Origin of the sequence: Streptomyces similanensis (assembly GCF_039543625.1) — a bacterium.
Taxonomy (GTDB): Bacteria; Actinomycetota; Actinomycetes; order Streptomycetales; family Streptomycetaceae; genus Streptomyces; species Streptomyces similanensis.
Genome location: NZ_BAABKC010000077.1, coordinates 26,894 through 50,621, shown reverse-complemented (window position 1 = coordinate 50,621; position 23,728 = coordinate 26,894). Strand labels below are relative to the sequence as shown.

At 73.6% G+C, this 23,728-nt stretch carries 22 protein-coding genes and 1 pseudogene; 16 read left to right on the top strand and 7 right to left on the bottom strand.

All coding sequences use genetic code 11. The features are described from left to right. Nucleotides 1-78 precede the first annotated feature (78 nt). Nucleotides 79-1,475 (bottom strand): annotated as a pseudogene (locus tag ABEB07_RS25120) (PH domain-containing protein). Then, nucleotides 1,472-1,987 (bottom strand): PH domain-containing protein, encoded by a 516-nt coding sequence (locus tag ABEB07_RS25115; protein WP_345670410.1) that lies wholly within the window; start codon nucleotides 1,985-1,987, stop codon nucleotides 1,472-1,474. Before ABEB07_RS25115 ends, ABEB07_RS25120 begins: the two are co-directional and overlap by 4 nt. Before the next feature lie 31 nt (nucleotides 1,988-2,018). On the opposite strand from ABEB07_RS25115, the gene ABEB07_RS25110 reads away from it, so the two are divergent. After that, nucleotides 2,019-3,170: an NADH-quinone oxidoreductase subunit D gene (locus ABEB07_RS25110; RefSeq protein WP_176149969.1), complete on the top strand. Its 1,152-nt coding sequence runs from the start codon at nucleotides 2,019-2,021 to the stop codon at nucleotides 3,168-3,170. Nucleotides 3,171-3,227: 57 nt separating this feature from the next. Here the strand turns inward: ABEB07_RS25110 and ABEB07_RS25105 are convergent, their stop codons facing one another. Next, complete coding sequence (locus ABEB07_RS25105; RefSeq protein WP_425589073.1) at nucleotides 3,228-4,316, bottom strand: SAM-dependent methyltransferase; 1,089 nt, start codon at nucleotides 4,314-4,316, stop codon at nucleotides 3,228-3,230. Between the two features lie 118 nt (nucleotides 4,317-4,434). Between ABEB07_RS25105 and ABEB07_RS25100 the strand changes: the two genes are divergently transcribed. The 3 genes from ABEB07_RS25100 to ABEB07_RS25090 all read left to right on the top strand — a co-directional run bounded on the left by ABEB07_RS25100 (nucleotide 4,435) and on the right by ABEB07_RS25090 (nucleotide 7,167). Continuing rightward, nucleotides 4,435-5,640: a sensor histidine kinase gene (locus tag ABEB07_RS25100; protein ID WP_176149971.1), complete on the top strand. Its 1,206-nt coding sequence runs from the start codon at nucleotides 4,435-4,437 to the stop codon at nucleotides 5,638-5,640. A gap of 137 nt (nucleotides 5,641-5,777) precedes the next feature. Then, the gene (locus ABEB07_RS25095; RefSeq protein WP_164589002.1) at nucleotides 5,778-6,452 is read left to right on the top strand and encodes a response regulator; all 675 of its coding nucleotides are present in this window, start codon (nucleotides 5,778-5,780) and stop codon (nucleotides 6,450-6,452) included. Nucleotides 6,453-6,534: 82 nt separating this feature from the next. After that, nucleotides 6,535-7,167, top strand: a complete 633-nt coding sequence (locus ABEB07_RS25090; protein ID WP_345670409.1) for an AAA family ATPase — start codon at nucleotides 6,535-6,537, stop codon at nucleotides 7,165-7,167. Between the two features lie 40 nt (nucleotides 7,168-7,207). Here the strand turns inward: ABEB07_RS25090 and ABEB07_RS25085 are convergent, their stop codons facing one another. Further along, entirely contained in the window at nucleotides 7,208-8,314 is a 1,107-nt protein-coding gene (locus ABEB07_RS25085; protein ID WP_345670408.1) for a DUF5937 family protein, read from the bottom strand. A 197-nt stretch (nucleotides 8,315-8,511) separates the two neighbouring features. Between ABEB07_RS25085 and ABEB07_RS25080 the strand changes: the two genes are divergently transcribed. Then, nucleotides 8,512-8,745, top strand: coding sequence for a hypothetical protein (locus ABEB07_RS25080; protein ID WP_176149974.1), 234 nt, complete (start codon nucleotides 8,512-8,514; stop codon nucleotides 8,743-8,745). A gap of 126 nt (nucleotides 8,746-8,871) precedes the next feature. Here ABEB07_RS25080 and ABEB07_RS25075 read toward each other — a convergent pair whose 3' ends face one another. Then, nucleotides 8,872-10,092: a threonine aldolase family protein gene (locus ABEB07_RS25075; protein ID WP_345670407.1), complete on the bottom strand. Its 1,221-nt coding sequence runs from the start codon at nucleotides 10,090-10,092 to the stop codon at nucleotides 8,872-8,874. A gap of 172 nt (nucleotides 10,093-10,264) precedes the next feature. On the opposite strand from ABEB07_RS25075, the gene ABEB07_RS25070 reads away from it, so the two are divergent. The 10 genes from ABEB07_RS25070 to ABEB07_RS25025 all read left to right on the top strand — a co-directional run bounded on the left by ABEB07_RS25070 (nucleotide 10,265) and on the right by ABEB07_RS25025 (nucleotide 18,973). Continuing rightward, nucleotides 10,265-11,260 (top strand): Rossmann-like and DUF2520 domain-containing protein, encoded by a 996-nt coding sequence (locus ABEB07_RS25070; RefSeq protein WP_345670406.1) that lies wholly within the window; start codon nucleotides 10,265-10,267, stop codon nucleotides 11,258-11,260. A gap of 244 nt (nucleotides 11,261-11,504) precedes the next feature. After that, nucleotides 11,505-12,677 carry a pantoate--beta-alanine ligase gene (gene panC / locus ABEB07_RS25065; protein ID WP_345670405.1) on the top strand — a complete coding sequence of 391 codons (1,173 nt, stop codon included), beginning with the start codon at nucleotides 11,505-11,507 and terminating at the stop codon, nucleotides 12,675-12,677. Continuing rightward, complete coding sequence (locus ABEB07_RS25060) at nucleotides 12,674-14,407, top strand: L-aspartate oxidase (RefSeq protein ID WP_176149977.1); 1,734 nt, start codon at nucleotides 12,674-12,676, stop codon at nucleotides 14,405-14,407. The genes panC and ABEB07_RS25060 overlap by 4 nt, the downstream gene beginning before the upstream one ends. A gap of 5 nt (nucleotides 14,408-14,412) precedes the next feature. Further along, the gene (nadC, locus tag ABEB07_RS25055) at nucleotides 14,413-15,390 is read left to right on the top strand and encodes a carboxylating nicotinate-nucleotide diphosphorylase (protein WP_345670402.1); all 978 of its coding nucleotides are present in this window, start codon (nucleotides 14,413-14,415) and stop codon (nucleotides 15,388-15,390) included. Nucleotides 15,391-15,397: 7 nt separating this feature from the next. Further along, nucleotides 15,398-16,195, top strand: a complete 798-nt coding sequence (locus ABEB07_RS25050; protein ID WP_176149979.1) for a type III pantothenate kinase — start codon at nucleotides 15,398-15,400, stop codon at nucleotides 16,193-16,195. A gap of 133 nt (nucleotides 16,196-16,328) precedes the next feature. Further along, nucleotides 16,329-17,000 carry a hypothetical protein gene (locus ABEB07_RS25045; RefSeq protein WP_345670401.1) on the top strand — a complete coding sequence of 224 codons (672 nt, stop codon included), beginning with the start codon at nucleotides 16,329-16,331 and terminating at the stop codon, nucleotides 16,998-17,000. A 54-nt stretch (nucleotides 17,001-17,054) separates the two neighbouring features. After that, complete coding sequence (locus tag ABEB07_RS25040; protein ID WP_345670400.1) at nucleotides 17,055-17,237, top strand: hypothetical protein; 183 nt, start codon at nucleotides 17,055-17,057, stop codon at nucleotides 17,235-17,237. A gap of 180 nt (nucleotides 17,238-17,417) precedes the next feature. Next, complete coding sequence (locus ABEB07_RS25035; protein ID WP_239146572.1) at nucleotides 17,418-17,885, top strand: BlaI/MecI/CopY family transcriptional regulator; 468 nt, start codon at nucleotides 17,418-17,420, stop codon at nucleotides 17,883-17,885. Nucleotides 17,886-17,894: 9 nt separating this feature from the next. Continuing rightward, entirely contained in the window at nucleotides 17,895-18,428 is a 534-nt protein-coding gene (locus ABEB07_RS25030; RefSeq protein ID WP_164585984.1) for an amino-acid N-acetyltransferase, read from the top strand. A gap of 212 nt (nucleotides 18,429-18,640) precedes the next feature. Continuing rightward, nucleotides 18,641-18,973, top strand: coding sequence for a histone-like nucleoid-structuring protein Lsr2 (locus tag ABEB07_RS25025; protein ID WP_164585986.1), 333 nt, complete (start codon nucleotides 18,641-18,643; stop codon nucleotides 18,971-18,973). 100 nt (nucleotides 18,974-19,073) lie between these two features. Here the strand turns inward: ABEB07_RS25025 and ABEB07_RS25020 are convergent, their stop codons facing one another. Further along, on the bottom strand, nucleotides 19,074-19,733 hold the full coding sequence (locus ABEB07_RS25020; RefSeq protein ID WP_345670399.1) for an SCO3374 family protein: 660 nt from the start codon (nucleotides 19,731-19,733) through the stop codon (nucleotides 19,074-19,076). Between the two features lie 443 nt (nucleotides 19,734-20,176). Between ABEB07_RS25020 and ABEB07_RS25015 the strand changes: the two genes are divergently transcribed. Then, a complete protein-coding gene (locus ABEB07_RS25015) occupies nucleotides 20,177-22,702 on the top strand; it encodes an ATP-dependent Clp protease ATP-binding subunit (protein ID WP_164585992.1) in 2,526 nt (841 codons plus the stop codon). A gap of 108 nt (nucleotides 22,703-22,810) precedes the next feature. Here ABEB07_RS25015 and ABEB07_RS25010 read toward each other — a convergent pair whose 3' ends face one another. After that, nucleotides 22,811-23,476, bottom strand: coding sequence for an HAD family acid phosphatase (locus ABEB07_RS25010; RefSeq protein ID WP_345670398.1), 666 nt, complete (start codon nucleotides 23,474-23,476; stop codon nucleotides 22,811-22,813). Nucleotides 23,477-23,728: the final 252 nt, after the last annotated feature.

Here is a 23,728-nt window from a genome sequence, read left to right as displayed (position 1 = left end):
TGGGTGGCAGTGGTGAGGGGCGCGGCCTGCGACGGCCGCGCCCCTCACCGCTTCCACGGCGCCTGCCCGCCGTACCCCTCACCGTCGCCCGGGTGCGCCGGAGCCGTCCTCGGCCGTCATCCAGCGGTCCGGCCGGGCCCGCCGGCGTCCCGTCCGGAGCGCTCGGCCTGGTCGCGGAGCAGCCGGGCCGCCTCGTCGGCGTCCCGCAGGCGCGCCGTGACCGTCTTGTTCGCCCCGGTGTCCACGTGCACGTCGGCGACCCGCCACACCCGGTGCCACGGCCCTCGGGTGAGCCGTACGCTCTGCACCTTGGCGTGCGGCACCAGGGCGAGGCGCCGGCGCAGCAGTCCGTGCCGGGCGGCGAACACCGTGTCGGTCACGGCAATCCCGTCCCCCCGCCACCACACCGGCGCGCACCACCGGGCGCGCCGCGGCGGCCGGGCCAGGTCGGCGGTCCGCGGCACCGTCACGCCGGGCAGCACCCGGGCGACCACCGCCTCGGCGATGTGCCGCGGGGCGACCGGGAGCAGCACGGAGTTCGAGGAGCCGGCCACGTCCAGTTCGACCCGGACCCAGCCGAACCGCCGCCACAGCAGCGGTTCCACGATCCGCACGGTCTGCACCCGGCCGGGCGGCACCGTCTCGTGGGTGCGGTCCAGCAGTCCCCGGTCGATGCGCAGCCCGTCGGGCGACTCGCTCACCGTCCAGTCGTAGGCGCCGAGGAAGCGCCCCGCGCTGCTGGTCACGGCGCCGCCGAGCAGCGGCACGGCGGCGGCGAGCACCGTCCACAGGCTGTGCGTGGCGATCCACAGCAGCGGCGGCACCACGACGGCGGTGAGCAGCGAGCCCCAGGTCGCGCCGATCAGCAGCAGTGAGAGCGCGATCACGCGCGCGGGCACGCGCACCAGCTCCCGCGCGGGCGCCTCGCCCACCTCCTGAGCCGTGTCGGGGGCGAAACCGGCGGCGCGGGCGAGCAGTTCGGCGCGCAGGGCGCACGCCTCGGCCTCACCGAGGAAGGCGAGTTCGTCCTTCTTGTCGGCGCCTATGACGTCGAGCTTCAGCTTGGCCACGCCCGCGACCCGGGCGAGCAGCGGTCGGGTGACGTCGACGGCCTGGATGCGCTCCAGCCGGATGTGCGCGGTGCGGCGGAACAACAGGCCGGTGCGGATGCGCAGTTCGGCTCCGGTGACCGCGTAGTGCGTGAACCACCAGGACAGGAAGCCGTAGAGCGCGGCGGCCAGGACGAGCGCCGCGAGCCCGAGCAGCAGGGTGGTCGTCGTCAGCCGGGTCAGCTGCCGCTGCGTCTGGTCGGGGTCGTGCACGGCCCAGCCGGCGAGGACGGTGACCGGCGCCCAGGCGCGCCGCAGCGGCGTCACGGGGTGCAGCCGCCGCTCGGTCACGCCGGCCGGCTCCTGCACGGCGCGCTCCCCGGCGAGAACCTCGCCCGCGGCCGTTCCGTCGTCCGGCGTCGTCACAGCCCCGCCGATCGGGCCTCGCCCAGCTCGGTGAGCCGGTCGCGCAGGCGTTCCGCCTCGGCCGGGTCCAGGCCGGGGATGGTCGCGTCGGTCGCGGCGGCGGCCGTGTGCAGTTGCACGGTGGCCAGCCCGAACCGCCGTTCGACCGGCCCGGAGGTCACCTCGACCAGCTGCATCCGCCCGTACGGCACGACGGTCTCCTCGTGCCACAGCACGCCCCGGCTGATCAGCAGGTCGTCGGCGCGCTCGGTGTACCGCCAGGAGCGCCAGTTGCGGCCCAGCAGCACCCAGCCCCAGGCCGCCGCCGCCACCGGCGTCAGCGCGCACGCCGACCAGAGCGGTCCGGCCGTCATACCGAGCGCCACGCCCGCGGCCACGGCGATCAGCCCCAGCCACACCACCAGCAGCAGGCGCCGCATCCGCAGCAGGCCCGGCGGCAGTGCGGTCCACACCGGCACGCCCCCCGCCGCCCGGTCCTCCGCCCGGCCCTCTTCCACGCTCCCCGTTTCCATGGGGCAAGCGTACGTAGGGGAAACTGGGGCCATGACTCCTACGACGGAGACCATGGTCGGGATCGGCGGCGCCGCGGAGAGCACCGACATGGTGCTCAACATCGGGCCTCAGCACCCCTCCACACACGGCGTGCTGCGGCTGAAGCTGCTGCTGGACGGGGAGCGCATCAGGCGCGCGGAGCCGGTGATCGGCTATATGCACCGCGGCGCGGAGAAGCTGTTCGAGGCGCGCGACTACCGGCAGATCATCATGCTGGCCAACCGCCACGACTGGCTCTCCGCGTTCTCCAACGAGCTGGGCGTGGTCCTGGCCGTGGAGCGGATGCTCGGCATGGAGGTCCCCGAGCGCGCGGTGTGGACGCGCACGCTGCTCGCGGAGCTGAACCGGGTGCTCAACCACCTGATGTTCCTCGGCTCCTATCCGCTGGAGCTGGGCGGCATCACGCCGGTCTTCTACGCGTTCCGGGAGCGGGAGGTCCTCCAGAACGTGATGGAGGAGGTCTCCGGCGGCCGGATGCACTACATGTTCAACCGGGTCGGCGGGCTCAAGGAGGATCTGCCGGCCGGGTGGTCCACGCGCGCGCGGGCCGCGGTCGCCGCGGTGCGCTCCCGGATGGACGTCTTCGACGACCTGGTGCTCGGCAACGAGATCTTCCGGGGGCGTACGCGGGGCGTGGGCGCGCTCTCGCCGCAGGCCGTGCACGCCTACGGCGTGAGCGGACCGATCGCGCGCGCCTCCGGGGTCGACTTCGACCTGCGGCGCGACGAGCCGTACCTCGCGTACGGGGAGCTGGCGGACGTGCTGAAGGTGGTCACGCGGGGTGAGGGCGACTGCCTGGCCCGCTTCGAGTGCCTGCTGGAGCAGACCCACAACGCGCTCGACCTCGCCGACGCGTGTCTGGACCGGCTGGCCGGGCTGGCGCCGGGCCCGGTCAACCAGCGGCTGCCCAAGGTCCTCAAGGCGCCCGAGGGGCACACCTACGCGTGGACCGAGAACCCGCTCGGCATCAACGGCTACTACCTGGTCAGCAAGGGCGAGAAGACCCCGTACCGGCTGAAGCTGCGGTCCGCGTCGTACAACAACATCCAGGCGCTGACCGAGCTGCTGCCGGGGACGCTGGTGGCGGACATGGTGGCGATCCTCGGGTCGATGTTCTTCGTGGTCGGGGACATCGATAAATAGGGGATAAGTAGGGCCAAGCAGGAACATAGGGACAGGGGGCAAGCGGGCCGGACGCCCCTACGAGAGGCCCGGTACCTCCGGGAACAGGTCCGGCAGCTTCAGCCGGCCCGGGTTCCCCTCCGGTCCGGCCGGCTGGAGCAGCCAGCCGAAGTCGCCGAGGCCGCCGGGCGCGGTCAGCTCGGCGGCCTCCCCGGCGCTCGCCAGCGCGCGGACGTACTGGGCGGGGTCGGTGGAGGCGAGCGTGAGCGGGGGGCGTACGCCGGTGATGCCCAGGGCGTGCAGTGCCGCGCGCTGGGTGAGCACGCGGGCGTGCGCGGGCTCGGGAGCGTGGGCGGCGCACGCGTCCAGGGCCACGTGCGCCGTGATGTCGCGGGCGCCGTCCGGCACGGGCGCCGTCTCGCGCCCCTCCCGGAAGCCGGTCAGCGTCCCGAAGGGCGGCCGGGCCGCGGCCGTGTGGGCGTAGTCGACGGCGACCGCGAGGCCGTGCCGCAGCCGGGAGACGGCGCCGGCCCAGGCGGTGTCCCGGAGCAGCCCGATCTCCGCGCGCAGCCCCGGCTCGCCGGGCAGCGGCCACCACCGCGCCAGCCAGTCGGCCGCCGCCCCGGTGACCGGCTCCCCGAGCCGTTCGGCGCCGTCGCGCCGTACGAGCACCCGCCGGGGCACGCCCGCCGCGTCCACCTCGGCGACGTCGACGGGGACGTTGTCCAGCCACTCGTTGGCGAACAGCAGTCCGGTGACGCCCTCCGGGGGCTCGGACCGCCACTCGATCCGCTCGTCCAGGCCGTCGGGCCGGCCGGCGATCTCGACGGCGTAGACCCGCGTGCGGGCGGCCACCTCGGCGGGCAGTGCGCCGAGCACCCCGGCCGCAAGCTCGCCCCGGCCGGCCGCCATGTCCACGAAGCCCAGCTCCGCCGGCCGCCCCAGCGCCCCGTCCACGCGGCACAGCAGCCGCGCCACCGCCACCGCGAACAGCGGCGAGGCGTGGACGGAGGTGCGGAAGTGCCCGGCCGGTCCCTCGGGCCGCCGGTAGAAGCCCGCGGGCCCGTACAAGGCGTCCTGCGCCGCGTCCCGCCAGCCGCGCCACACCCGCGCCGTCGCGCCGCCCGCCCGCCGCGTCCCGCCCTCGTCCACCGTGTCGTCCGCCACGTCGCCAGGGTAGGCGGACGAGTGATCACAGCCTCCACCTTGCGGAGTACGAGGGGTGGGCGGGGATCGGACCTCCGGTTGACCCGTGCACCTATCGGGTGTCCCTACTCTGGGTTACGTGCAGCGTCTCTATGACTTCCTCCGCAGACACCCGATGTGGGTCGACGGCTTCTGGGCCCTTGTCCTGCTCGGGCTCTCCATCGTGAGCGCGGCGGCTGTCGACGGGGCGCCGAACCACCACGGATCGCTCGCCGCCGCTGTCGCGATCTCCGTCGTCCTGTGCCTGACCGTCGCGCTGCGCCGCCGGGCGCCGGAGCGGATGGTGCTGCTCGCGGCGGCGGCCGGACTCGCGCAACTCGCCCTGGACGTCGAGACGATGGCCGCCGACTTCGCGATGCTGGTGATCGTCTACACGGTCGCCGCGGTCGGCGCCCGCTGGGCCTCCCGGTTCGCGCTGGCCGGCGGGATGTGCGCGGCGGCGCTGGCGCAGATCCGCTGGCCGGAGCAGAAGGCGAGCACGTTCGGCGAGATCGCGCTGGCCGTCTTCCAGACGGTGCCGTTCGCGCTGGCCTGGGTGCTGGGCGACTCGATGCGCACCCGGCGCGCCTACTTCGCCCAGCTGGAGGAGCGCGCGGCCCGGCTGGAGAAGGAGCGCGAGGCGCAGGCCCAGGTCGCGGTCGCCGCCGAGCGCGCCCGGATCGCGCGCGAGCTGCACGACGTGGTCGCGCACAACGTGTCGGTGATGGTGGTGCAGGCCGACGGCGCCGCCTACGTCCTCGACGCCTCGCCGGACCAGGCGAAGAAGGCCCTGGAGACGATCTCCTCCACCGGCCGTCAGGCGCTCGCCGAGATGCGCCGCCTGCTGGGCGTGCTGCGCACCGGCGAGCACCAGGAGGGCGGCGAGTACGTCCCGCAGCCCGACGTCGAGCAGATCGAGGAGCTGGTCGAGCAGTGCCGGAAGTCCGGGCTGCCCGTCGACTTCCGGGTCGAGGGCACCCCGCGCCCGCTGCCCAGCGGGGTCGAGCTGACCGCGTACCGGATCGTGCAGGAGGCGCTCACCAACACCCGCAAGCACGGCGGGCCGAAGGCGGGCGCGAGCGTGCGGCTGGTGTACTTCGACGACGGCCTCGGCCTGCTCGTCGAGGACGACGGCAAGGGCGCCCCGCACGAGCTGTACGAGGACGGCGGCGTCGACGGGCAGGGGCACGGCCTGATCGGCATGCGCGAACGGGTCGGTATGGTCGGCGGCACGCTGGACGCGGGACCGCGCCCCGGCGGAGGCTTCCGCATCAGCGCCCTGCTGCCGCTCAAACCGGCGCACTGACCGCCGCCGCACGCCCCCTGTTGACACCTGTCACGCCCCCACCGCACGCCCCCACCGCACGCCCCGGGCGGCCGGTCGCCCGACCCGCCACCTGCTCGACGGAACCCATGGACCATGGACAGGGAAGAGGACCCCCGATGACGATCCGCGTGATGCTCGTCGACGACCAGGTGCTGCTGCGCACCGGATTCGGGATGGTGCTCGCCGCCCAGCCGGACATGGAGGTCGTCGCCGAGGCGGGCGACGGCGTCGAGGCCCTCCAGGTGCTGGCGGCGACCGCCGTCGACGTGGTGCTGATGGACGTGCGCATGCCCAAGCTGGACGGCGTGGAGGCCACCCGCCGCATCTGCGCCGGGCCGAACCCGCCCAAGGTGCTGATCCTGACCACCTTCGACCTCGACGAGTACGCCTTCTCCGGGCTGAAGGCGGGCGCCTCCGGCTTCATGCTCAAGGACGTGCCGCCCGGCGACCTGCTCACCGCGATCCGCGCCGTGCACAGCGGTGACGCCGTCGTCGCGCCGTCCACCACGCGCCGTCTGCTCGACCGGTTCGCGCCGATGCTGCCCACCACCGACCGGACCCCGCAGCACAAGGAGCTGCAACGGCTCACCGAACGCGAGCGCGAGGTCATGACCCTGGTCGCGCAGGGCCTGTCGAACGGCGAGATCGCCGCCCGTCTGGTGCTGTCGGAGGCGACCGTGAAGACGCACGTGGGCCGCATCCTGACCAAGCTCGAACTGCGCGACCGGGTGCAGGTGGTGGTGCTCGCCTACGAGACGGGCATCGTCCGCGCGGGCGGCGGCCGCGGCTGAACGGCCGGCGGCGCCGGGGTCAGGAGGCCCGGCCGCGCCGAAGCCGGGACGCCCGGCCGCGCCGGCGTCTACAGTCGCCCGCATGCTGCTGTGGATCAACGGTCCCTTCGGGGGCGGCAAGACGCAGACCGCGCACGAGATCCGGCGCCGGCTGCCGGGCAGCGTCATCTGCGATCCGGAGCACGCCGGCTTCGGCCTGCGCCGCATGTTCCCGCCGCACCTGCGCGGGGACTTCCGTGAGCTGACCGCCTGGCGGCAGGGCGTCGCGGAGGTCCTGGACCTGGTCCTCTCCCGGCACGACGGCGTGGTGATCGTCCCGATGACCGTCACGGACCCCGGCCACTTCGCCGAGACCGTCGGACGGCTGCGCGAACGGGGCCACGACGTACGGCACTTCACCCTGCTCGCGCAGCGCGAGACCGTACTGCGGCGGCTGCGCGAACGCGGCTTCGGACACCTCCTCCAGTACGTCGCCGGCAAGAACCCCGGCCCGGCGCGGGAGAGCTGGGCCGTGGGGCAGCTCGACCACTGCCTCCGGCAGCTCGCCCTGCCGGAGTTCGCCGAGCACCTGTGGACCGACCACTCGACCGTGCCGAGGACCGCGGAGCGGATCGCGGTCCTGTCCGGACTGACCCTGCGGCCCAGCACGGAGGGGGCGCTGCGGACCCGGCTGCGGCAGGCGGGCGTCGGCATCCGGCACATCCGCTTCGACTGATCGCCTCGATCGCCTGATCGACCGAGGCGGCGCGCGCTGCCTACCGCAGGACGCTCTCCAGGAAGTCGCTGCCCAGCCGGGCCACCGTCGTCACGTCCAGCTGGTGGTAGACGTACCGGCCCCGGCGCCGGGTGCTGACCAGCCCCGCCTTCTTCAGCACGCTCAGGTGCCGGGATATCTCGGGCGCGGACATGCCGTGCGCGTGGGTCAGCTCGCTGGTGGTGAAGGCGCTGCGGGCCAGGCTGCGGCACAGGCGCATCCGCACCGGATGGGACAGGGCCGACATGCGCAGCGTGAGCTGGTCCAGCGAGGGCGGGGCGGCCGGCACCGCGGGCCCGGCCGGGTAGTGCAGCACCGGGTGCCAGCCGTAGCGGTGCAGGACCATCAGATGGGGCCGGCCCAGACTGGTCGGCACCAGCAGCAGACCGCTGTCCGCCGTCGCCGTACGGCCCTCGCCGAGCTTGTCGACGGTGATCCGGCGCGCCGCATCGTCCAGCGAGAGCGCGGGCGACACCGCGGCCAGCGCCTCGGCCAGGCCCTTGTGGCGCAGCAGCTCCGTCTTGTGCCGGGCGTCGGCGGCGAGCTGGTGGCGCAGCCGGGACCAGGTCTCCGCGAAGAAGGCCTCGTCGCAGTCCGTGAGGAACTGCCGCAGCCAGGCCCGGATCAGCGGCGGGTCGGTCAGCAGCCGCTCGCTGAAGCGCACCTGCTGCGGTCCGCGCGCGGCGGCCAGTTCCAGGGCGCGGCGGCGCAGGGCCGCGTCGGCGAGCGGGCCCGGGCCCGGGTCGCTGTAGGGCAGGGCGCAGGTGAACTCCAGGGCCGCGGCCACGAACTGCTCGTCGGACAGCTTGTCGAGCAGGTCGAGCTCCTCGGCGAGCGTGGCGCCGGGCAGCGCGGTCGCGCCGGGCAGGCCCGCGTACGGCAGGAAGAGGTCGGAGAACGTCGTCCGCCACAGGAAGTCGGCCTCGCACATCCGGTCCGCCAGGTGCGCTTCGAGCCGGGCGGTGACGCCCGTGACCCAGCCCTGGAGCCCCGGATGGTGCTGCGGCTCGGCCAGCGTGTGCAGCGCCATGCCCAGCTCGGCCAGGGGCGAGGGCACGACGGCGACCTGGTCCGGCCGCAGCCCCGTGATGTCGATGCGCACGCTCATGGCACCCATGGTGCACGCCACCACCGACAACGCCGTCCCGATTGACGGCCCCCGTCAATCGGGACGACTCCGGCCGGGCGGCCGGCGCAGGCTGGGAGCACGGCCGGGGCGGCGGAAGTGAGCCCCCGGCTCCCTTCCCCTCCCGTGTCCCCGCGCCCCGCGGGCGCCCGTTCTCCCCTTCCGGAAGAGGCTTCGGCATGAGCATCACGCAGCAGTACGCCCTCGACGTGTACCGCGCCCGGCTGCACGGCGAGCCCGCCCCGCCCGCGCCGGGCCGCGACGACTGGCAGGTGGTGCGCGAACTCGGCGAGTACCGGCGGTTCCGGGCGGTCCTGGCGGGCCGCCCCGCCCGCCGACGGCCGCGGCCGCTGCGACTGCTGCGGCGGCTGTGGTCCCGCCGGACCCGCCCTCACCCGCACGCCACCTGCTGACGCCCAGCGGGCCCACGCGCCGCCGCCGCGCTCCGGCGGGCGGCTACGCCACTCGCACGCGCCCCGGTGCTCCCTTCTCGCGCAAGCTCTCCAGTTACGCGCCGCCCGCACGCCCCAGCTCTCCCGTTACGCGCCGTCCGCGCGCCCCGCCTTCTCCGTCAGCCGGGCGGCGAACTCGGCGACCGCCGTCCGTACGTCGTCCGCCGTCCACCGGAGACCGTCGGAGCGTACGGACACCTCGGTCCGGGCGAGTGCGGGGCCGGCGGCGTCCCAGGCGCCGGCGAACAGCATCGTCCCGGTCTCCTCGGCCGTCCGGATCGCCGCACCGGCGACGACGTCCGGGTCGTACGGGAGCCAGAGCTGGAACTCGTGGGTGTGCGGCGCCCCGGGGTGCACACGGGCCCAGGGCAGTCCGGCCGCCGCGAACCCCTCGCGCAGCGCGGCGGCCACCACGCGCGCGTGCCGCACGTAGTCCGGCAGCCGGGGCAGCTCCTCGTCGAGCCCGATCAGCGCCGACAGAGCCGTCGGGAACTGCTGGAAGACCGTGCCGCCGTACCGGTGCCGCCAGGCCCTGGCCTCCTCGATCAGCTCCGCGGGACCGGCCAGGGCCGCGCCGCCGTACCCGGCCAGGGACTTGTAGAACGACACGTACACGCTGTCGGCCAGGTCCGCGATCTCCGGCAGCTCACGGCCGAAGCGCACGGTGGACTCCCACAGGCGCGCGCCGTCGAAGTGCACCACCGCCTCGCGCTCGCGCGCCGCCTCCACGACCTCGGTCAGCTCCTCCCAGGAGGGCAGGAGGAAGCCCGCGTCGCGCAGCGGCAGCTCCAGCATCAGCGTCCCGAACGGCTCGTCCAGGCCGCGCACCTCGGCGGCGGTCGGCAGCCGGGGCTCGCCGGTCACCCGGATGGGGCGCAGCCCGCTGACCTGGCTCAGCGCCTGCCGTTCGTGCACTTCGGGATGGGACAGGGCGTGCAGCGCCACGGCCGGGTTCCCGGTCCGGGCCGCCCAGCAGCGCAGGGCGACCTGCTGGGCCATCGTGCCGGTCGGGAAGAAGGCGGCGGCCTCCTTGCCGAGCAGCCCGGCGACCTTCTCCTCCAGGGCGCCGACGACGCCGCTCCCGTACATGTCGGACGCCTCGTCGAGGTCGTACACGTCCGCGGCCCGGTCCAGCAGCGCGATCCGCTCCCGGAGCGTGCCGAGGAAGCCGGGGCGCGAGAGCACCCGTTCCGCACGCCGGTACGCGCCGATGCGCCGTTCCCTCAGGCGCTTGCGCCGCTCCTCGTCGGACAGCTCCTCCGCCGTCCGCTCGTCCCGCCCGGGTTCCTGCTCCGCCGTATCGCTCATACCGCGGATCATCCCGCGCGCCGGCGCACGCGGGCACGCGCTTTTCACCGCCGCAGCTCCCTGCCGGGCCCATGGCCTGTGGACGGCCGGACGCCCGCCGACCCGATAGCGTTAACATGACGAGAAATCGTCCGGTACCCGGAGCGGACTGGAACGGGAAGGCCACCCTCGCGTGAGTAGCAGCCAGCAACCAGACCCCAGGGACCGTCCGGCACGGCTCACCGTCGGCGTCGTCGGCGCCGGCCGGGTGGGACCCGCGCTCGCCGCGTCCCTCCAGCTCGCCGGGCACCGCCCGGTCGCCGTCTCGGGAGTCTCCGACGCCTCCCGGCGCCGCGCCGGACTGCTGCTCCCGGGCGTGCCCCTGGTGTCGCCCGCCGAGGTCCTGGACCGCGCCGAGCTGGTGCTGCTGACCGTCCCCGACGACGCGCTGCCCGGCCTCGTGGCGGGCCTCGCCGAGACCGGCGCGGTACGGCCCGGCCAGCTGCTCGTGCACACCTCCGGGCGGTTCGGCGCGAAGGTGCTCGACCCCGCCCTGCGCGCGGGCGCGCTGCCGCTGGCCCTGCACCCGGCGATGACCTTCACCGGCACCCCCGTGGACGTGCAGCGGCTGGCCGGCTGCTCCTTCGGCGTCACCGCCCCCGAGGAACTGCGGATGGCCGCCGAGGCCCTCGTCATCGAGATGGGCGGCGAACCGGAGTGGGTCGCCGAGGACCGGCGCCCGCTCTACCACGCGGCCCTCGCCCTGGGCGCCAACCACCTGGTCACCCTGGTCGCCCAGGCCATGGAGCTGCTGCGCGAGGCCGGCGTCGAGGCTCCGGACCGGATGCTCGGCCCGCTGCTCGGCGCCGCCCTGGACAACTCGCTGCGCTCCGGCGACGCGGCCCTCACCGGTCCCGTCGCGCGCGGCGACGCGGGCACGGTCGCCGCGCACGTCGCCGAACTGCGCCGGTACGCCCCGCAGACCCTCGCCGGCTACCTGGCGATGGCCCGCGCCACCGCCGACCGCGCCCTCGCCCACGGCCTGCTCAAGCCCGAACTGGCCGAAGACCTGCTGGTCGTCCTCGCCGACAGCGCGAGCGACGGCACGACCGGCGGCACGACCGGAGGCCCCGGCGCCGACGGTCCGGACGCCGACGGCCCCGACGAGGCGCAGGGGGGTACCCGATGACCCGCACGGGGCACTCGGCACAGGCCGGCGTCCGTACGAAGCGCCCCGCAGGGTCCGGCGCCCGCGCGGGAGCCGCCCGCCCCACCGGCGCCGCCTCCACCCGCGCCGCCGCCCCCACCCGCACCGCAGGCCGCACCCGTACCGCCGCTCCCGCGCCGACCGCGTACGCGACGGCCCGGACGGCGCCCGGGAACGCGGCACAGGGCCGCCCGGCGATACCGGCGCCCGAGAACGGAGACGTCCGATGACCACAGCCCTGCTGCGCACCGCCGACGAGCTGCACGCGCGCGTGCGCGGCGGCCGCCGTGCCGTCGTGATGACCATGGGCGCCCTGCACGAGGGCCACGCCACCCTGATCCGGGCCGCCCGCGAGATCGCCGGCCCCGACGGCGAGGTCGTCGTCACCGTCTTCGTCAACCCGCTCCAGTTCGGCGCGGACGAGGACCTCGACCGCTACCCGCGCACCCTGGACGCCGACCTGAGGATCGCCGAACGGGCGGGCGCCGACGTCGTGTTCGCGCCCTCGGCGGACGAGGTCTACCCGGGCGGCGAGCCGCAGGTGCGGATCACCGCCGGCCCCATGGGGGAGCGCCTGGAGGGCGCCTCGCGGCCCGGCCACTTCGACGGCATGCTCACCGTCGTCGGCAAGCTGCTGCACCTCACCCGCCCCGACGCCGCCCTCTACGGCCAGAAGGACGCCCAGCAGCTCGCCCTGATCCGCCGCATGGTGCGCGACCTGAACTTCGGCGTGGAGATCGTCGCCGTGCCGACCGTGCGCGAGGACGACGGCCTGGCCCTGTCCAGCCGCAACCGCTACCTCTCCGTACCCGAGCGGCGCACCGCGCTCGCCCTGTCCCAGGCGCTGTTCGCGGGCCGCGACCGGCACGCCGCGCAGGAGGCGCTGCGCGCGCGGGCCCGCGAGGTGCCCGCCACCCGCGCGCGTGCCGAGGCGCTGAGCGCGCTCGGGGAGTCCCGCGCGGCGGCCGACGCCGCGGCCGTCGCCAAGGCCGTCCCCGGCGCGGCCGCCGGGGTGCGCGCCGCCGCCCGGCTGGTCCTGGACGAGGCCGTCCGCCTGGACCCGCCGCTCGTCCTGGACTACCTGGCCCTGGTCGATCCGTCCGACTTCACCGAGATCGACGACGACTTCACCGGCGAGGCCGTCCTCGCCGTCGCCGCCCGGGTCGGCGCGACCCGGCTGATCGACAACCTGCCCCTCGCCTTCGCCGCCGACGAGGCACAGGCCGCCGACGAGGCACAGAACACTCCCGAGCCACACGGCACGCCGGGCGCCCTGGAAGCCCACCGCACCCAGGACACTCCCGAAGCCCGGACGACGCCGGACGCCTCCGCCCCGCACGCCGCCCCCGCCCCGCACGCGACCCACGCGACCCACGAAACCCCCGGAGCCGCCTCGTGACCAGCACAGGCATACGACTGCACGCGCCCGCGCCCGGGTGGTCCATCGACGCGGACGTCGTGGTCGTCGGCTCCGGCGTCGCCGGCCTCACCGCCGCGCTGCGCTGCGCGGCGCACGGCCTGGACACGGTCGTCGTCACCAAGGCCCGCCTGGACGACGGCTCCACCCGCTGGGCGCAGGGCGGCATCGCCGCCGCCCTCGGCGAGGGCGACACCCCCGCACAGCACCTGGACGACACCCTCGTCGCGGGCGCGGGCCTGTGCGACGAGGAGGCGGTACGGATCCTCGTCACCGAGGGCCCCGACGCGGTACGGCGGCTGATCGCCACCGGCGCCCACTTCGACACCGACGACGCCGGCTCCATCGCGCTCACCCGTGAGGGCGGCCACCACCGCCGCCGCATCGCCCACGCGGGCGGCGACGCGACCGGCGCCGAGATCTCCCGGGCGCTGGTGGCGGCCGTCCGGGCGGGCGGGCTGCGCACGATCGAGAACGCGCTCGTCCTCGACCTGCTGACCGACGCCGAGGGCCGCACCGCCGGGGTGACCCTGCACGTCATGGGCGAGGGCCAGCACGACGGCGTGGGCGCGGTGCGCGCGCCCGTGGTGGTGCTGGCGACCGGCGGCATGGGCCAGGTGTTCTCCGCGACCACCAACCCGCCGGTGTCCACCGGCGACGGCGTCGCCCTCGCCCTGCGCGCGGGCGCGGAGGTCTCCGACCTGGAGTTCGTCCAGTTCCACCCGACCGTGCTCTTCCTCGGCCCGGACGCCGAGGGGCAGCAGCCGCTGGTCTCCGAGGCGGTGCGCGGCGAGGGCGCCCACCTGGTGGACGCCGACGGCGTGCGCTTCATGGTGGGCCAGCACGAACTGGCCGAGCTGGCGCCGCGCGACATCGTCGCCAAGGGCATCACGCGCCGCATGCAGGAGCAGGGCGCCGAACACATGTTCCTGGACGCCCGGCACTTCGGCGCCGAGATGTGGGAGCACCGCTTCCCGACCATCCTGGCCGCCTGCCGGGCACACGGCATCGACCCGGTCACCGAGCCGATCCCGGTCGCCCCGGCCGCCCACTACGCCTCCGGCGGCGTGCGCACCGACTCCCACGGCCGCACCACCGTGCCCGGCCTGTACGCGTGCGGGGAGGTCGCCTGCACCGGCGTGCACGGCGCCAACCGGCTCGCCTCCAACTCCCTGCTCGAAGGGCTCGTCTACGCCGAGCGGATCGTCGCCGACATCGCGCGCGAACAGGCCGCCGGCCGCCTCCACGCGCGCGTGCCGCGGCCCGCGCCCCGCGCCGGGCAGCCCGAGCACCCGCTGCTCGCCCCGGAGACCCGGTTCGCGATCCAGCGGATCATGACCGAGGGCGCCGGCGTCCTGCGCTCCGCCGGGTCCCTGGCCACCGCCGCCGACCGGCTCGAACAGCTCTACGCCGAAGCGCGCGGCGCGCTCGCCGACGACGGCAAGACCGCCGAGCCCGGCGTCGACACCTGGGAGGCCACCAACCTCCTGTGCGTGGCCCGCGTCCTGGTCGCCGCCGCCCGGCTGCGCGAGGAGACCCGCGGCTGCCACTGGCGCGAGGACCGTCCCGAGCGCGACGACGCGCACTGGAGCCGCCACATCGTCGTACGGCTGACCGCGGACCGGACGCCCGACGTGCACACCACCGACACCGCGGACTTCCCCCCGACCCGTCCCGAGGCCCCCGCGCCCCGCCGTCCCCAGGAGCAGTGACCCAAGTGAGCACCGACGACCTTCCCCTCGCCCCCACCGGCGGCTGCGGCGACGGCTGTGCCTGCGGCGCGGAAGCCGACGAGGAGTACGCGGAGTGCGGGCTCGACCCCGCGCTCGCCGAACTGCTGGCCGACGCCGGACTCGACCCGATCGAGGTCGAGGACATCGCCAACGTCGCCATCCAGGAGGACCTCGCCCACGGGGAGGACGTGACGACCGTCGCGACCATCCCCGAGGAGGCCGTGGCCACCGGGGACTTCACCGCGCGCGAGGCCGGCGTGGTGGCCGGCCTCCGGGTCGCCGAGGCCGTCCTCTCGGTGGTCTGCACCGACGAGTTCGAGGTCGAGCGGCACGTCGAGGACGGCGACCCGGTGGAGGCCGGACAGAAGCTGCTGTCGGTCACCACCCGCACCCGCGACCTGCTGACCGCCGAGCGCAGCGCGCTGAACCTGCTGTGCCGCCTGTCCGGCATCGCCACCGCCACGCGCGCGTGGGCGGACGTCCTGGACGGCACCAAGGCGAAGGTGCGCGACACCCGCAAGACCACGCCGGGCCTGAGGTCCCTGGAGAAGTTCGCGGTCCGCTGCGGCGGCGGCGTCAACCACCGCATGTCGCTGTCGGACGCGGCGCTGGTCAAGGACAACCACGTGGTCGCGGCCGGCGGCGTCGCGGCGGCCTTCAAGGCCGTGCGCGAGACCTTCCCCGAGGTGCCGATCGAGGTCGAGGTCGACACCCTGCACCAGCTGCGCGAGGTCGTGGACGCCGGCGCCGACCTGATCCTGCTGGACAACTTCACGCCCGGCGAGTGCGAGGAGGCCGTGGCCATCGTCGACGGCCGCGCGCTGCTGGAGGCGTCGGGCCGGCTCGCCCTGGACAACGCCCGGGCGTACGCGGAGACCGGCGTCGACTTCCTGGCCGTGGGCTCCCTGACCCACTCCTCGCCGATCCTGGACATCGGCCTGGACCTGCGCGAAGCGGAGTAGGGCGGCCATGCTCCTGACGATCGACGTAGGCAACACGCACACCGTCCTCGGGCTGTTCGACGGGGAGGACATCGTCGAGCACTGGCGCATCTCCACCGACGCCCGCCGCACCGCCGACGAGCTGGCGGTGCTGCTCCAGGGCCTGATGGGCACGCACCCGCTGCTCGGCGACGAACTCGGCGACGGCATCGACGGCATCGCGATCTGCGCCACCGTGCCGTCGGTGCTGCACGAACTGCGCGAGGTGACCCGCCGCTACTACGGCGACGTGCCGGCCGTCCTGGTCGAGCCGGGCGTCAAGACGGGCGTGCCGATCCTGTTCGACAACCCCAAGGAGGTCGGCGCCGACCGCATCATCAACGCGGTCGCCGCCAACGAGCTGTACGGCGGCCCGGCGATCGTCGTGGACTTCGGCACGGCCACCACCTTCGACGCGGTCTCCGCGCGCGGGGAGTACGTCGGCGGGGTGATCGCGCCCGGCATCGAGATCTCCGTCGAGGCGCTCGGCGTCAAGGCCGCCCAGCTGCGCAAGATCGAGGTGGCCCGGCCGCGCAGCGTCATCGGCAAGAACACGGTCGAGGCGATGCAGGCGGGCATCGTCTACGGGTTCGCCGGCCAGGTCGACGGCGTGGTGAGCCGCATGGCCCGCGAACTCGCCGACGACCCCGACGACGTCACCGTGATCGCCACCGGCGGCCTGGCCCCGATGGTTCTCGGCGAGTCCACGGCCATCGACGAACACGAGCCCTGGCTGACCCTGATCGGCCTCCGCCTGGTCTACGAGCGCAACGTCACCCGCATGTGAGCAGGACCGCCCCGCCCGCGGCCCGCACCCACCCGGGTGCGGGCCGCGGGCGCGATGGACCGCTCGTGTCATCGCCACGCGCCACTTTCGCCGCTTATGTCGAATTTGTCTGATTAGCGCGTATGGTCGGCCCATGCCCACGCCATACGGAACCCGCGGCGGCATCGCCTTCGGCGCGGAGGAGCTGCGCGTGCTCCGCCGCGCCCTGGCCGCCGCCCTTCATCCGCGTCCCGCCCGCGCCGAGGACGTGCAGGACTGCCGCCGCCTCGCCGAGTCGCTCGACGAGGCGCTGCGCGAGGGCGCCAGGCTGCGCGCGTTCCTGGTGGCCGACCTGGCCCGCTACCGCGCCGCCCTGCCCGGCACGGCCGCCGGGTACTTCACCCTTCTGGGCGAGGCGCTGGACGCCGGCCACCGGCCCGGCCCCGACGACCTCGCCGCCCTGCGCGCCCTGCGCGGCAACCCCGCCGCCGCCGCCCTCCTGCGCCGCTGCGGTGCGTGGACCGGCGGCCCCTCGGTCCCGGCCTCCCGCAGCCCGCTGCGCCCCGTCCCGACGCCCGTCGCGGCGCTGCCCGCCGGCCATTCCGGGCAGGGCGGCGAACCCGCCCGGAAGCCCGCGCCGAAGCCCGCCGAGCGCCCCGCCGGACCCGCTCCAGCTCGGCCGGCGCCCGCCTCTCCGGGACCCGCGCCCGCCCCCGGCGCGCCGCGGCCCGGCCGCCGTCCCGTCCCCACGCCGGGCGAGGTCTTCCCGCGCCGCAAGCCGTCCCCGCCCGCGGGGCGGTCGCAGCGGCGGCTCGCCGCCGTGTGACACCCAGGACCACCCCGCCCCTGTTTGTCCGGTAGGCGTGGCTACCCTGGAGCCATGGACTACGTCGCCGCACTCGTTCCGCCGGTCGTCATGGCCGTGTTCTTCATCGCGCTGGTCCGGGTGATCGTGAAGACCCAGGGCGGTGCCGCCAAGGCCAAGGAGGACGCGGCCGTGGACGCCGCCCTCGCGCGCACCCAGACCGGCCAGGGCGCCGCCGCCTCCTCCACCGAGGCCTGACGCCCCACCGCCCCGCACCGCACCGCCGGACCGCTCGTAGGGCCCCGGCGGTGCGCGCGCGTGCTCGCCGCGCCCCCGAACCGCGCCCCCGGACCACGCCCGTCCGGCACGCGATGGGGCGGTTTTCCTACTAAGGTCTGAGTTGTGCCTCGTCCCTTGGGAGAACTCGAGAACTCGGTCATGACGCGGGTGTGGAAGTGGAACCGCCCGGTGACCGTTCGAGAAGTCCTGGAAGACCTCCAACAGGAACGGTCCATCGCGTACACCACGGTGATGACCGTTTTGGACAATCTCCATCAGAAGGGCTGGGTGCGGCGCGAGGCGGAGGGCCGCGCCTATCGATATGAGGCGGTCTCCACTCGGGCCGCGTACGCCGCCGCACTGATGAACGACGCCTGGTCGCAGAGCGACAACGCCGCTGCCGCTCTCGTCGCCTTCTTCGGCATGATGAGCGAGGAACAGCGACGGGCGCTGCGCGACGCCGTAAGGATCGTCGAGGGCACCACGGAAGCCGTCACCCGGCCCGCCGCCGAAGCCGCCGGGGAAGAGAACGCGGCGGGCGGACTTCCGGATACCGCCGCGGCCGCGGACGTCTCCGAAACCGGCGGACAGAACCCCGGCTCGGCGCACGGCGGCGCCGGGCGATAGCGTCCGCTCATGTCCGCAGAGCGTTCCGAAGTCTCCGCAAAAGCCATCACCGTACGGCGGGCCCGGACCGGCGATGTGCCGGCCGTACGCCGACTCCTGGACGACTACGCCCGTGACCGTATCCTGCTCGACAAAGCGACCGTGACGCTTTACGAGGACATCCAGGAGTTCTGGGTCGCCGAACGGGACGACAACGCCGAGGTCGTCGGCTGCGGCGCACTGCACGTGATGTGGGAAGACCTGGCGGAAGTGCGCACACTCGCCGTGCAGACGGGGCTGCGCGGCGCCGGCGTCGGGCACCGGGTGCTGGAGAAGTTGCTCCAGACCGCGCGATGGCTCGGCGTTCGCCGCGTATTCTGTCTGACCTTCGAAGTCGACTTCTTCGGCAAGCACGGCTTCGTGGAGATCGGTGAGACGCCCGTCGACACCGATGTCTACGCGGAGCTCCTGCGTTCCTATGACGAGGGCGTCGCGGAGTTCCTGGGTCTCGAACGAGTGAAACCGAACACCCTGGGCAACAGTCGGATGCTTCTGCATCTGTAGATCGCCGGCGGCGGCCCGAAGGGGCCCTATGTCCGAAACGCGCATGTTTCCGGTCGCAGTTGAGGGTCGGGTCTTCCCCAGGGGTTTGTGTTTTTTCCGCAAACGCGGTTTGCTTTCCGGCGTAGTGCAGTACTGCATATAACAAGGGGCAGTGGCTAAACGGCGGAAGCCGACCCACGCCGGCCCGCACGTTATCGATGAAAGGAAATCCGGTGGCACAGAAGGTTCAGGTCCTTCTTGTCGATGACCTCGACGGCGGCGAGGCGGACGAGACCGTGACGTTCGCGCTGGACGGCAAGACGTACGAGATCGATCTCACCACCGCCAATGCGGACAAGCTCCGTGGCCTTCTCGAGCCCTACCTGAAGAACGGCCGGCGTACCGGTGGCCGTGCTTCGGGCGGCCGAAAGGCGCGGGCCACGTCCGGCGGCAGCCAGGACACCGCGCAGATCCGCGCCTGGGCGAAGGAGAACGGCCTGGAGGTCAATGACCGCGGCCGAGTTCCCGCGAGCATCCGCGAGGCCTACGAAACGGCCAACGGCTGACCCAGGCCCACGTGAAAAGCCCCGACGACCGGCACCGGCCCGCCGAAGGGCCGGAAGGCGTCGTCCCCCTCCCATGACGGCCCCCGGCCGGGCCGGGGCGTCATAGCCGTACCGGTCGCCGGGTGGCCGTTCCGCGCAGGCGGAGACGGTGGCACTCGGTCGCCGCGGTGGTCACCAGGCGGACGAGGTCGGGGGCGTCCCCCGCGCCGCCCAGGGCCGACAGCGCCGGCAGCGAGGACTCCACCTCGCGGCCGGGCACCGGCGGCCGGACCCACACGGCGGCCCCCCGCGGACCGCGGCCCCCCACGAGCGGCGTCCCGGGAGGCAGCGGCGCGTCCATCAGCGTGCCGGCGCCCAGGCCCACCAGGCCGAGGTCGAGCGCCCCCCACTCCAGCCACTCCAGCAGCCCGGGCAGCTCCTCCGCCCCGCCCACCGCGACGGGCAGCCGCATCCGGTCGCCCTGCGCGGCCGCCGGGGACGCCGGACCCAGATGGCGCAGCGCCGCGAGACCCGCCGCCAGCGGCATGTCCAGCACGTCGAAACGGTCGCCCAGCACCAGCCGTACCGGAGCCCCCGGCGCCGTCGCCCAGCCCAGCCCGTCCTCGTACCAGCGCCGGACCCGGCGCCGGCCCCGGTCCTCGGACGCGAGCGGCCTGCGGGGCGGGGGAAGCGGAACGGGGACCTGGAAGGGCACGGAAAGGGGGACGGCGGGGACGGTGGGGACGGTGGGGGTACCGGGGAGAGAGGGGCTGCCGACCATGCCGGATGCAACCCCCCGGAGTGCGCGAAAGTCACGCTGGGTGGCGCGGCGTACGCGTATGGTGTCGAACGGGGACGGCCGCGCGGTGCGGGTGAGGCGCAAAGTTGTTCGCCCATAGCGGAGGCGGAACCGGCGTGCGCCGCATGGAGTGTCAGTCCCAGCGGGTAAGAGATGCCTAGTGGGAGGGGGCGACACGCAGGACGCACCCGGGAAAAGGAGTCTCACGTTCGCCATCGGCGTACTGGCGACTGGGGTAACTGCCTGGCCTGCGGGAACATCGTCTCGCACCATCGGGTTGGGACATATGTCGGCGTTCGGGGTCAGGAGGCCATCGAGGGTGTCGGCAGTTGGAATGAGCGGTCCCCGCTTGCGGGACTAAGCTGCGGAAGGACAGGGAGGGGAAGTTCCCCCCACTGCCTGACCGCTCTGAGGAGCGATTAACGATGTTCGAGAGGTTCACCGACCGCGCGCGGCGGGTTGTCGTCCTGGCTCAGGAAGAAGCCCGGATGCTCAACCACAACTACATCGGCACCGAGCACATCCTCCTGGGCCTGATCCACGAGGGTGAGGGTGTCGCCGCCAAGGCCCTTGAGAGCCTCGGGATTTCGCTCGAGGCGGTCCGCCAGCAGGTGGAGGAGATCATCGGCCAGGGCCAGCAGGCCCCGTCCGGGCACATCCCCTTCACCCCCCGTGCCAAGAAGGTCCTGGAGCTGTCGCTCCGCGAGGCCCTTCAGCTGGGCCACAACTACATCGGCACGGAGCACATCCTGCTCGGCCTGATCCGCGAGGGCGAGGGCGTCGCCGCCCAGGTCCTGGTCAAGCTGGGCGCCGATCTCAACCGGGTGCGGCAGCAGGTGATCCAGCTGCTCTCCGGCTACCAGGGCAAGGAGACCGCCACCGCCGGCGGCCCTGCCGAGGGCACCCCCTCGACGTCCCTGGTCCTCGACCAGTTCGGCCGGAACCTCACCCAGGCCGCTCGCGAGTCCAAGCTCGACCCGGTGATCGGGCGCGAGAAGGAGATCGAGCGGGTCATGCAGGTGCTGTCCCGCCGCACCAAGAACAACCCGGTGCTGATCGGCGAGCCCGGCGTCGGCAAGACCGCCGTCGTCGAGGGCCTGGCCCAGGCCATCGTCAAGGGCGAGGTGCCCGAGACCCTCAAGGACAAGCACCTCTACACCCTCGACCTCGGCGCCTTGGTCGCCGGCTCCCGCTACCGCGGTGACTTCGAGGAGCGCCTGAAGAAGGTGCTCAAGGAGATCCGCACCCGCGGCGACATCATCCTGTTCATCGACGAGCTGCACACGCTGGTCGGTGCGGGCGCCGCCGAGGGCGCGATCGACGCCGCCTCCATCCTGAAGCCGATGCTGGCCCGCGGTGAGCTCCAGACCATCGGCGCCACCACGCTGGACGAGTACCGCAAGCACCTGGAGAAGGACGCGGCCCTGGAGCGCCGCTTCCAGCCCATCCAGGTCGCCGAGCCGTCCCTGCCGCACACCATCGAGATCCTCAAGGGCCTGCGCGACCGGTACGAGGCGCACCACCGCGTCTCGATCACCGACGAGGCGCTGGTCCAGGCCGCCACCCTGGCCGACCGGTACATCTCGGACCGCTTCCTGCCGGACAAGGCGATCGACCTGATCGACGAGGCCGGTTCCCGGATGCGCATCCGCCGGATGACCGCGCCGCCGGACCTGCGCGAGTTCGACGAGAAGATCGCCGGCGTGCGCCGGGACAAGGAGTCCGCGATCGACTCGCAGGACTTCGAGAAGGCCGCCTCCCTGCGGGACAAGGAGAAGCAGCTCCTGGCCGCCAAGGCCAAGCGGGAGAAGGAGTGGAAGGCCGGCGACATGGACGTCGTCGCCGAGGTCGACGGCGAGCTGATCGCCGAGGTCCTCGCGACCGCGACGGGCATCCCGGTCTTCAAGCTCACGGAGGAGGAGTCCTCGCGCCTGCTGCGCATGGAGGACGAGCTCCACAAGCGGGTCATCGGCCAGGTCGACGCCGTCAAGGCGCTGTCGAAGGCGATCCGCCGCACCCGCGCCGGTCTGAAGGACCCCAAGCGTCCCGGTGGCTCGTTCATCTTCGCCGGCCCGTCCGGTGTCGGTAAGACCGAGCTGTCCAAGGCGCTCGCGGAGTTCCTCTTCGGCGACGAGGACGCGCTGATCTCCCTCGACATGTCGGAGTTCAGCGAGAAGCACACGGTCTCCCGTCTCTTCGGTTCGCCCCCCGGCTACGTGGGCTACGAGGAGGGCGGCCAGCTGACGGAGAAGGTGCGCCGCAAGCCGTTCTCGGTCGTCCTGTTCGACGAGGTCGAGAAGGCCCACCCGGACATCTTCAACTCGCTGCTGCAGATCCTGGAGGACGGTCGCCTGACCGACTCCCAGGGCCGGGTCGTGGACTTCAAGAACACGGTCATCATCATGACGACCAACCTCGGCACCCGGGACATCTCCAAGGGCTTCAACCTGGGCTTCGCGGCCACGGGCGACACGAAGACCAACTACGAGCGCATGAAGAACAAGGTCTCGGACGAGCTGAAGCAGCACTTCCGGCCCGAGTTCCTCAACCGTGTGGACGACGTGGTCGTCTTCCCGCAGCTCACGCAGGCCGACATCCTGCGGATCGTCGACCTGATGATCGGCAAGGTGGACGAGCGCCTCAAGGACCGGGACATGGGCCTGGAGCTCTCCCAGTCCGCCAAGGAACTGCTGGCCAAGAAGGGCTACGACCCCGTCCTGGGCGCCCGGCCGCTGCGCCGGACCATCCAGCGCGAGGTCGAGGACACGCTCTCGGAGAAGATCCTCTTCGGCGAGCTGCGTCCCGGTCACATCGTGGTCGTGGACACCGAGGGCGAGGGCGACGACAAGACCTTCACCTTCCGCGGTGAGGAGAAGTCGGCGCTGCCGGACGTGCCTCCGATCGAGCAGGCGGCCGGCGGTGCTGGCCCGAACCTGAGCAAGGACGCGTAAGCGGCCTTGCGCCCGGCCTGACCGGCCGAGAACAGCGAGAAGGGGCCTGCCCCGGGACTTCGGTCCCGGGGCAGGCCCCTTTTTCGTCTCTCTGTTGCCTTGCCGGTGTCAGGAGAGCTGGCCGTCGTAGTCGGGCAGCTTGAAGGTCTGCTCGGCGTGGCCGCCGGAGAGGTCGGTGGCGCTGTTGCCGATGTTCGCGATGATCGTGTAGCCGTCCTTCTCGATGGCGGTGCGCTGGGCCGTCTTGTAGGCGGCCATGTCCTTGAAGAGGTCGAGCAGGCCGCGCACCCGCAGCCCGGTGACCTGGTAGCCGTCGTGCTCCAGGTTCCACTCGGTGGGGGCCGCGACGATGCCCGGGCGGGCGGTCACGAAGAACAGCGCCACCCCGTGCTCCTGGGCGTACCGGGCGGCCGTCAGCACGGGCTTGTTGGCCGGCTGCGGGAAGCTGAAGCCGAAGTCGGTCTCCAGGGCCGTGTTGTCCACGTCCAGCACGATGGCCTGCTTCTCGCCGGGCCGGGCGTGCGCGATCCGCTGCTCCAGATAGGGCAGCGCCCGGTCCATCACGGCCTGGCAGTCCTGCTGCCAGGTGGCGTAGCCGACCTTCCCGGACGCGGCGCCGACGGCCTTGACGGCGCTCGCCGGGGCGGCGGCCGTGGGGGCGGGGGCCGGGGTGCCCGTCGCCGCCTGTGCGCCCACGGGGGCGGCCAGCGCGGTGACGGCGACGGTGGCGACGGCGGTCATGCCGGTGCGGCGCGCCCAGGTGGCTGTGGTCATGGGAAGCGGGGTCCTCTCGCGTACGGGACATGCGGGGTGTGGTGAGCATGCTCGTCGCGCAGGGTGGCGGGAGGGCAACTGTCCGATTACCAGTCGGTAACCCTGCTGAGACGGGCACCACATGAAGCCCGTCACAGCAAGAGGGGGTTCGACCCCCCTCCGTGGTGACAAGCGGCACAAGCGCCCCGTGCCGTACTACGCCGCCTAGTAGGGGACAGGAACTAACAAAGCGGACATTCACCCCATTGAAAT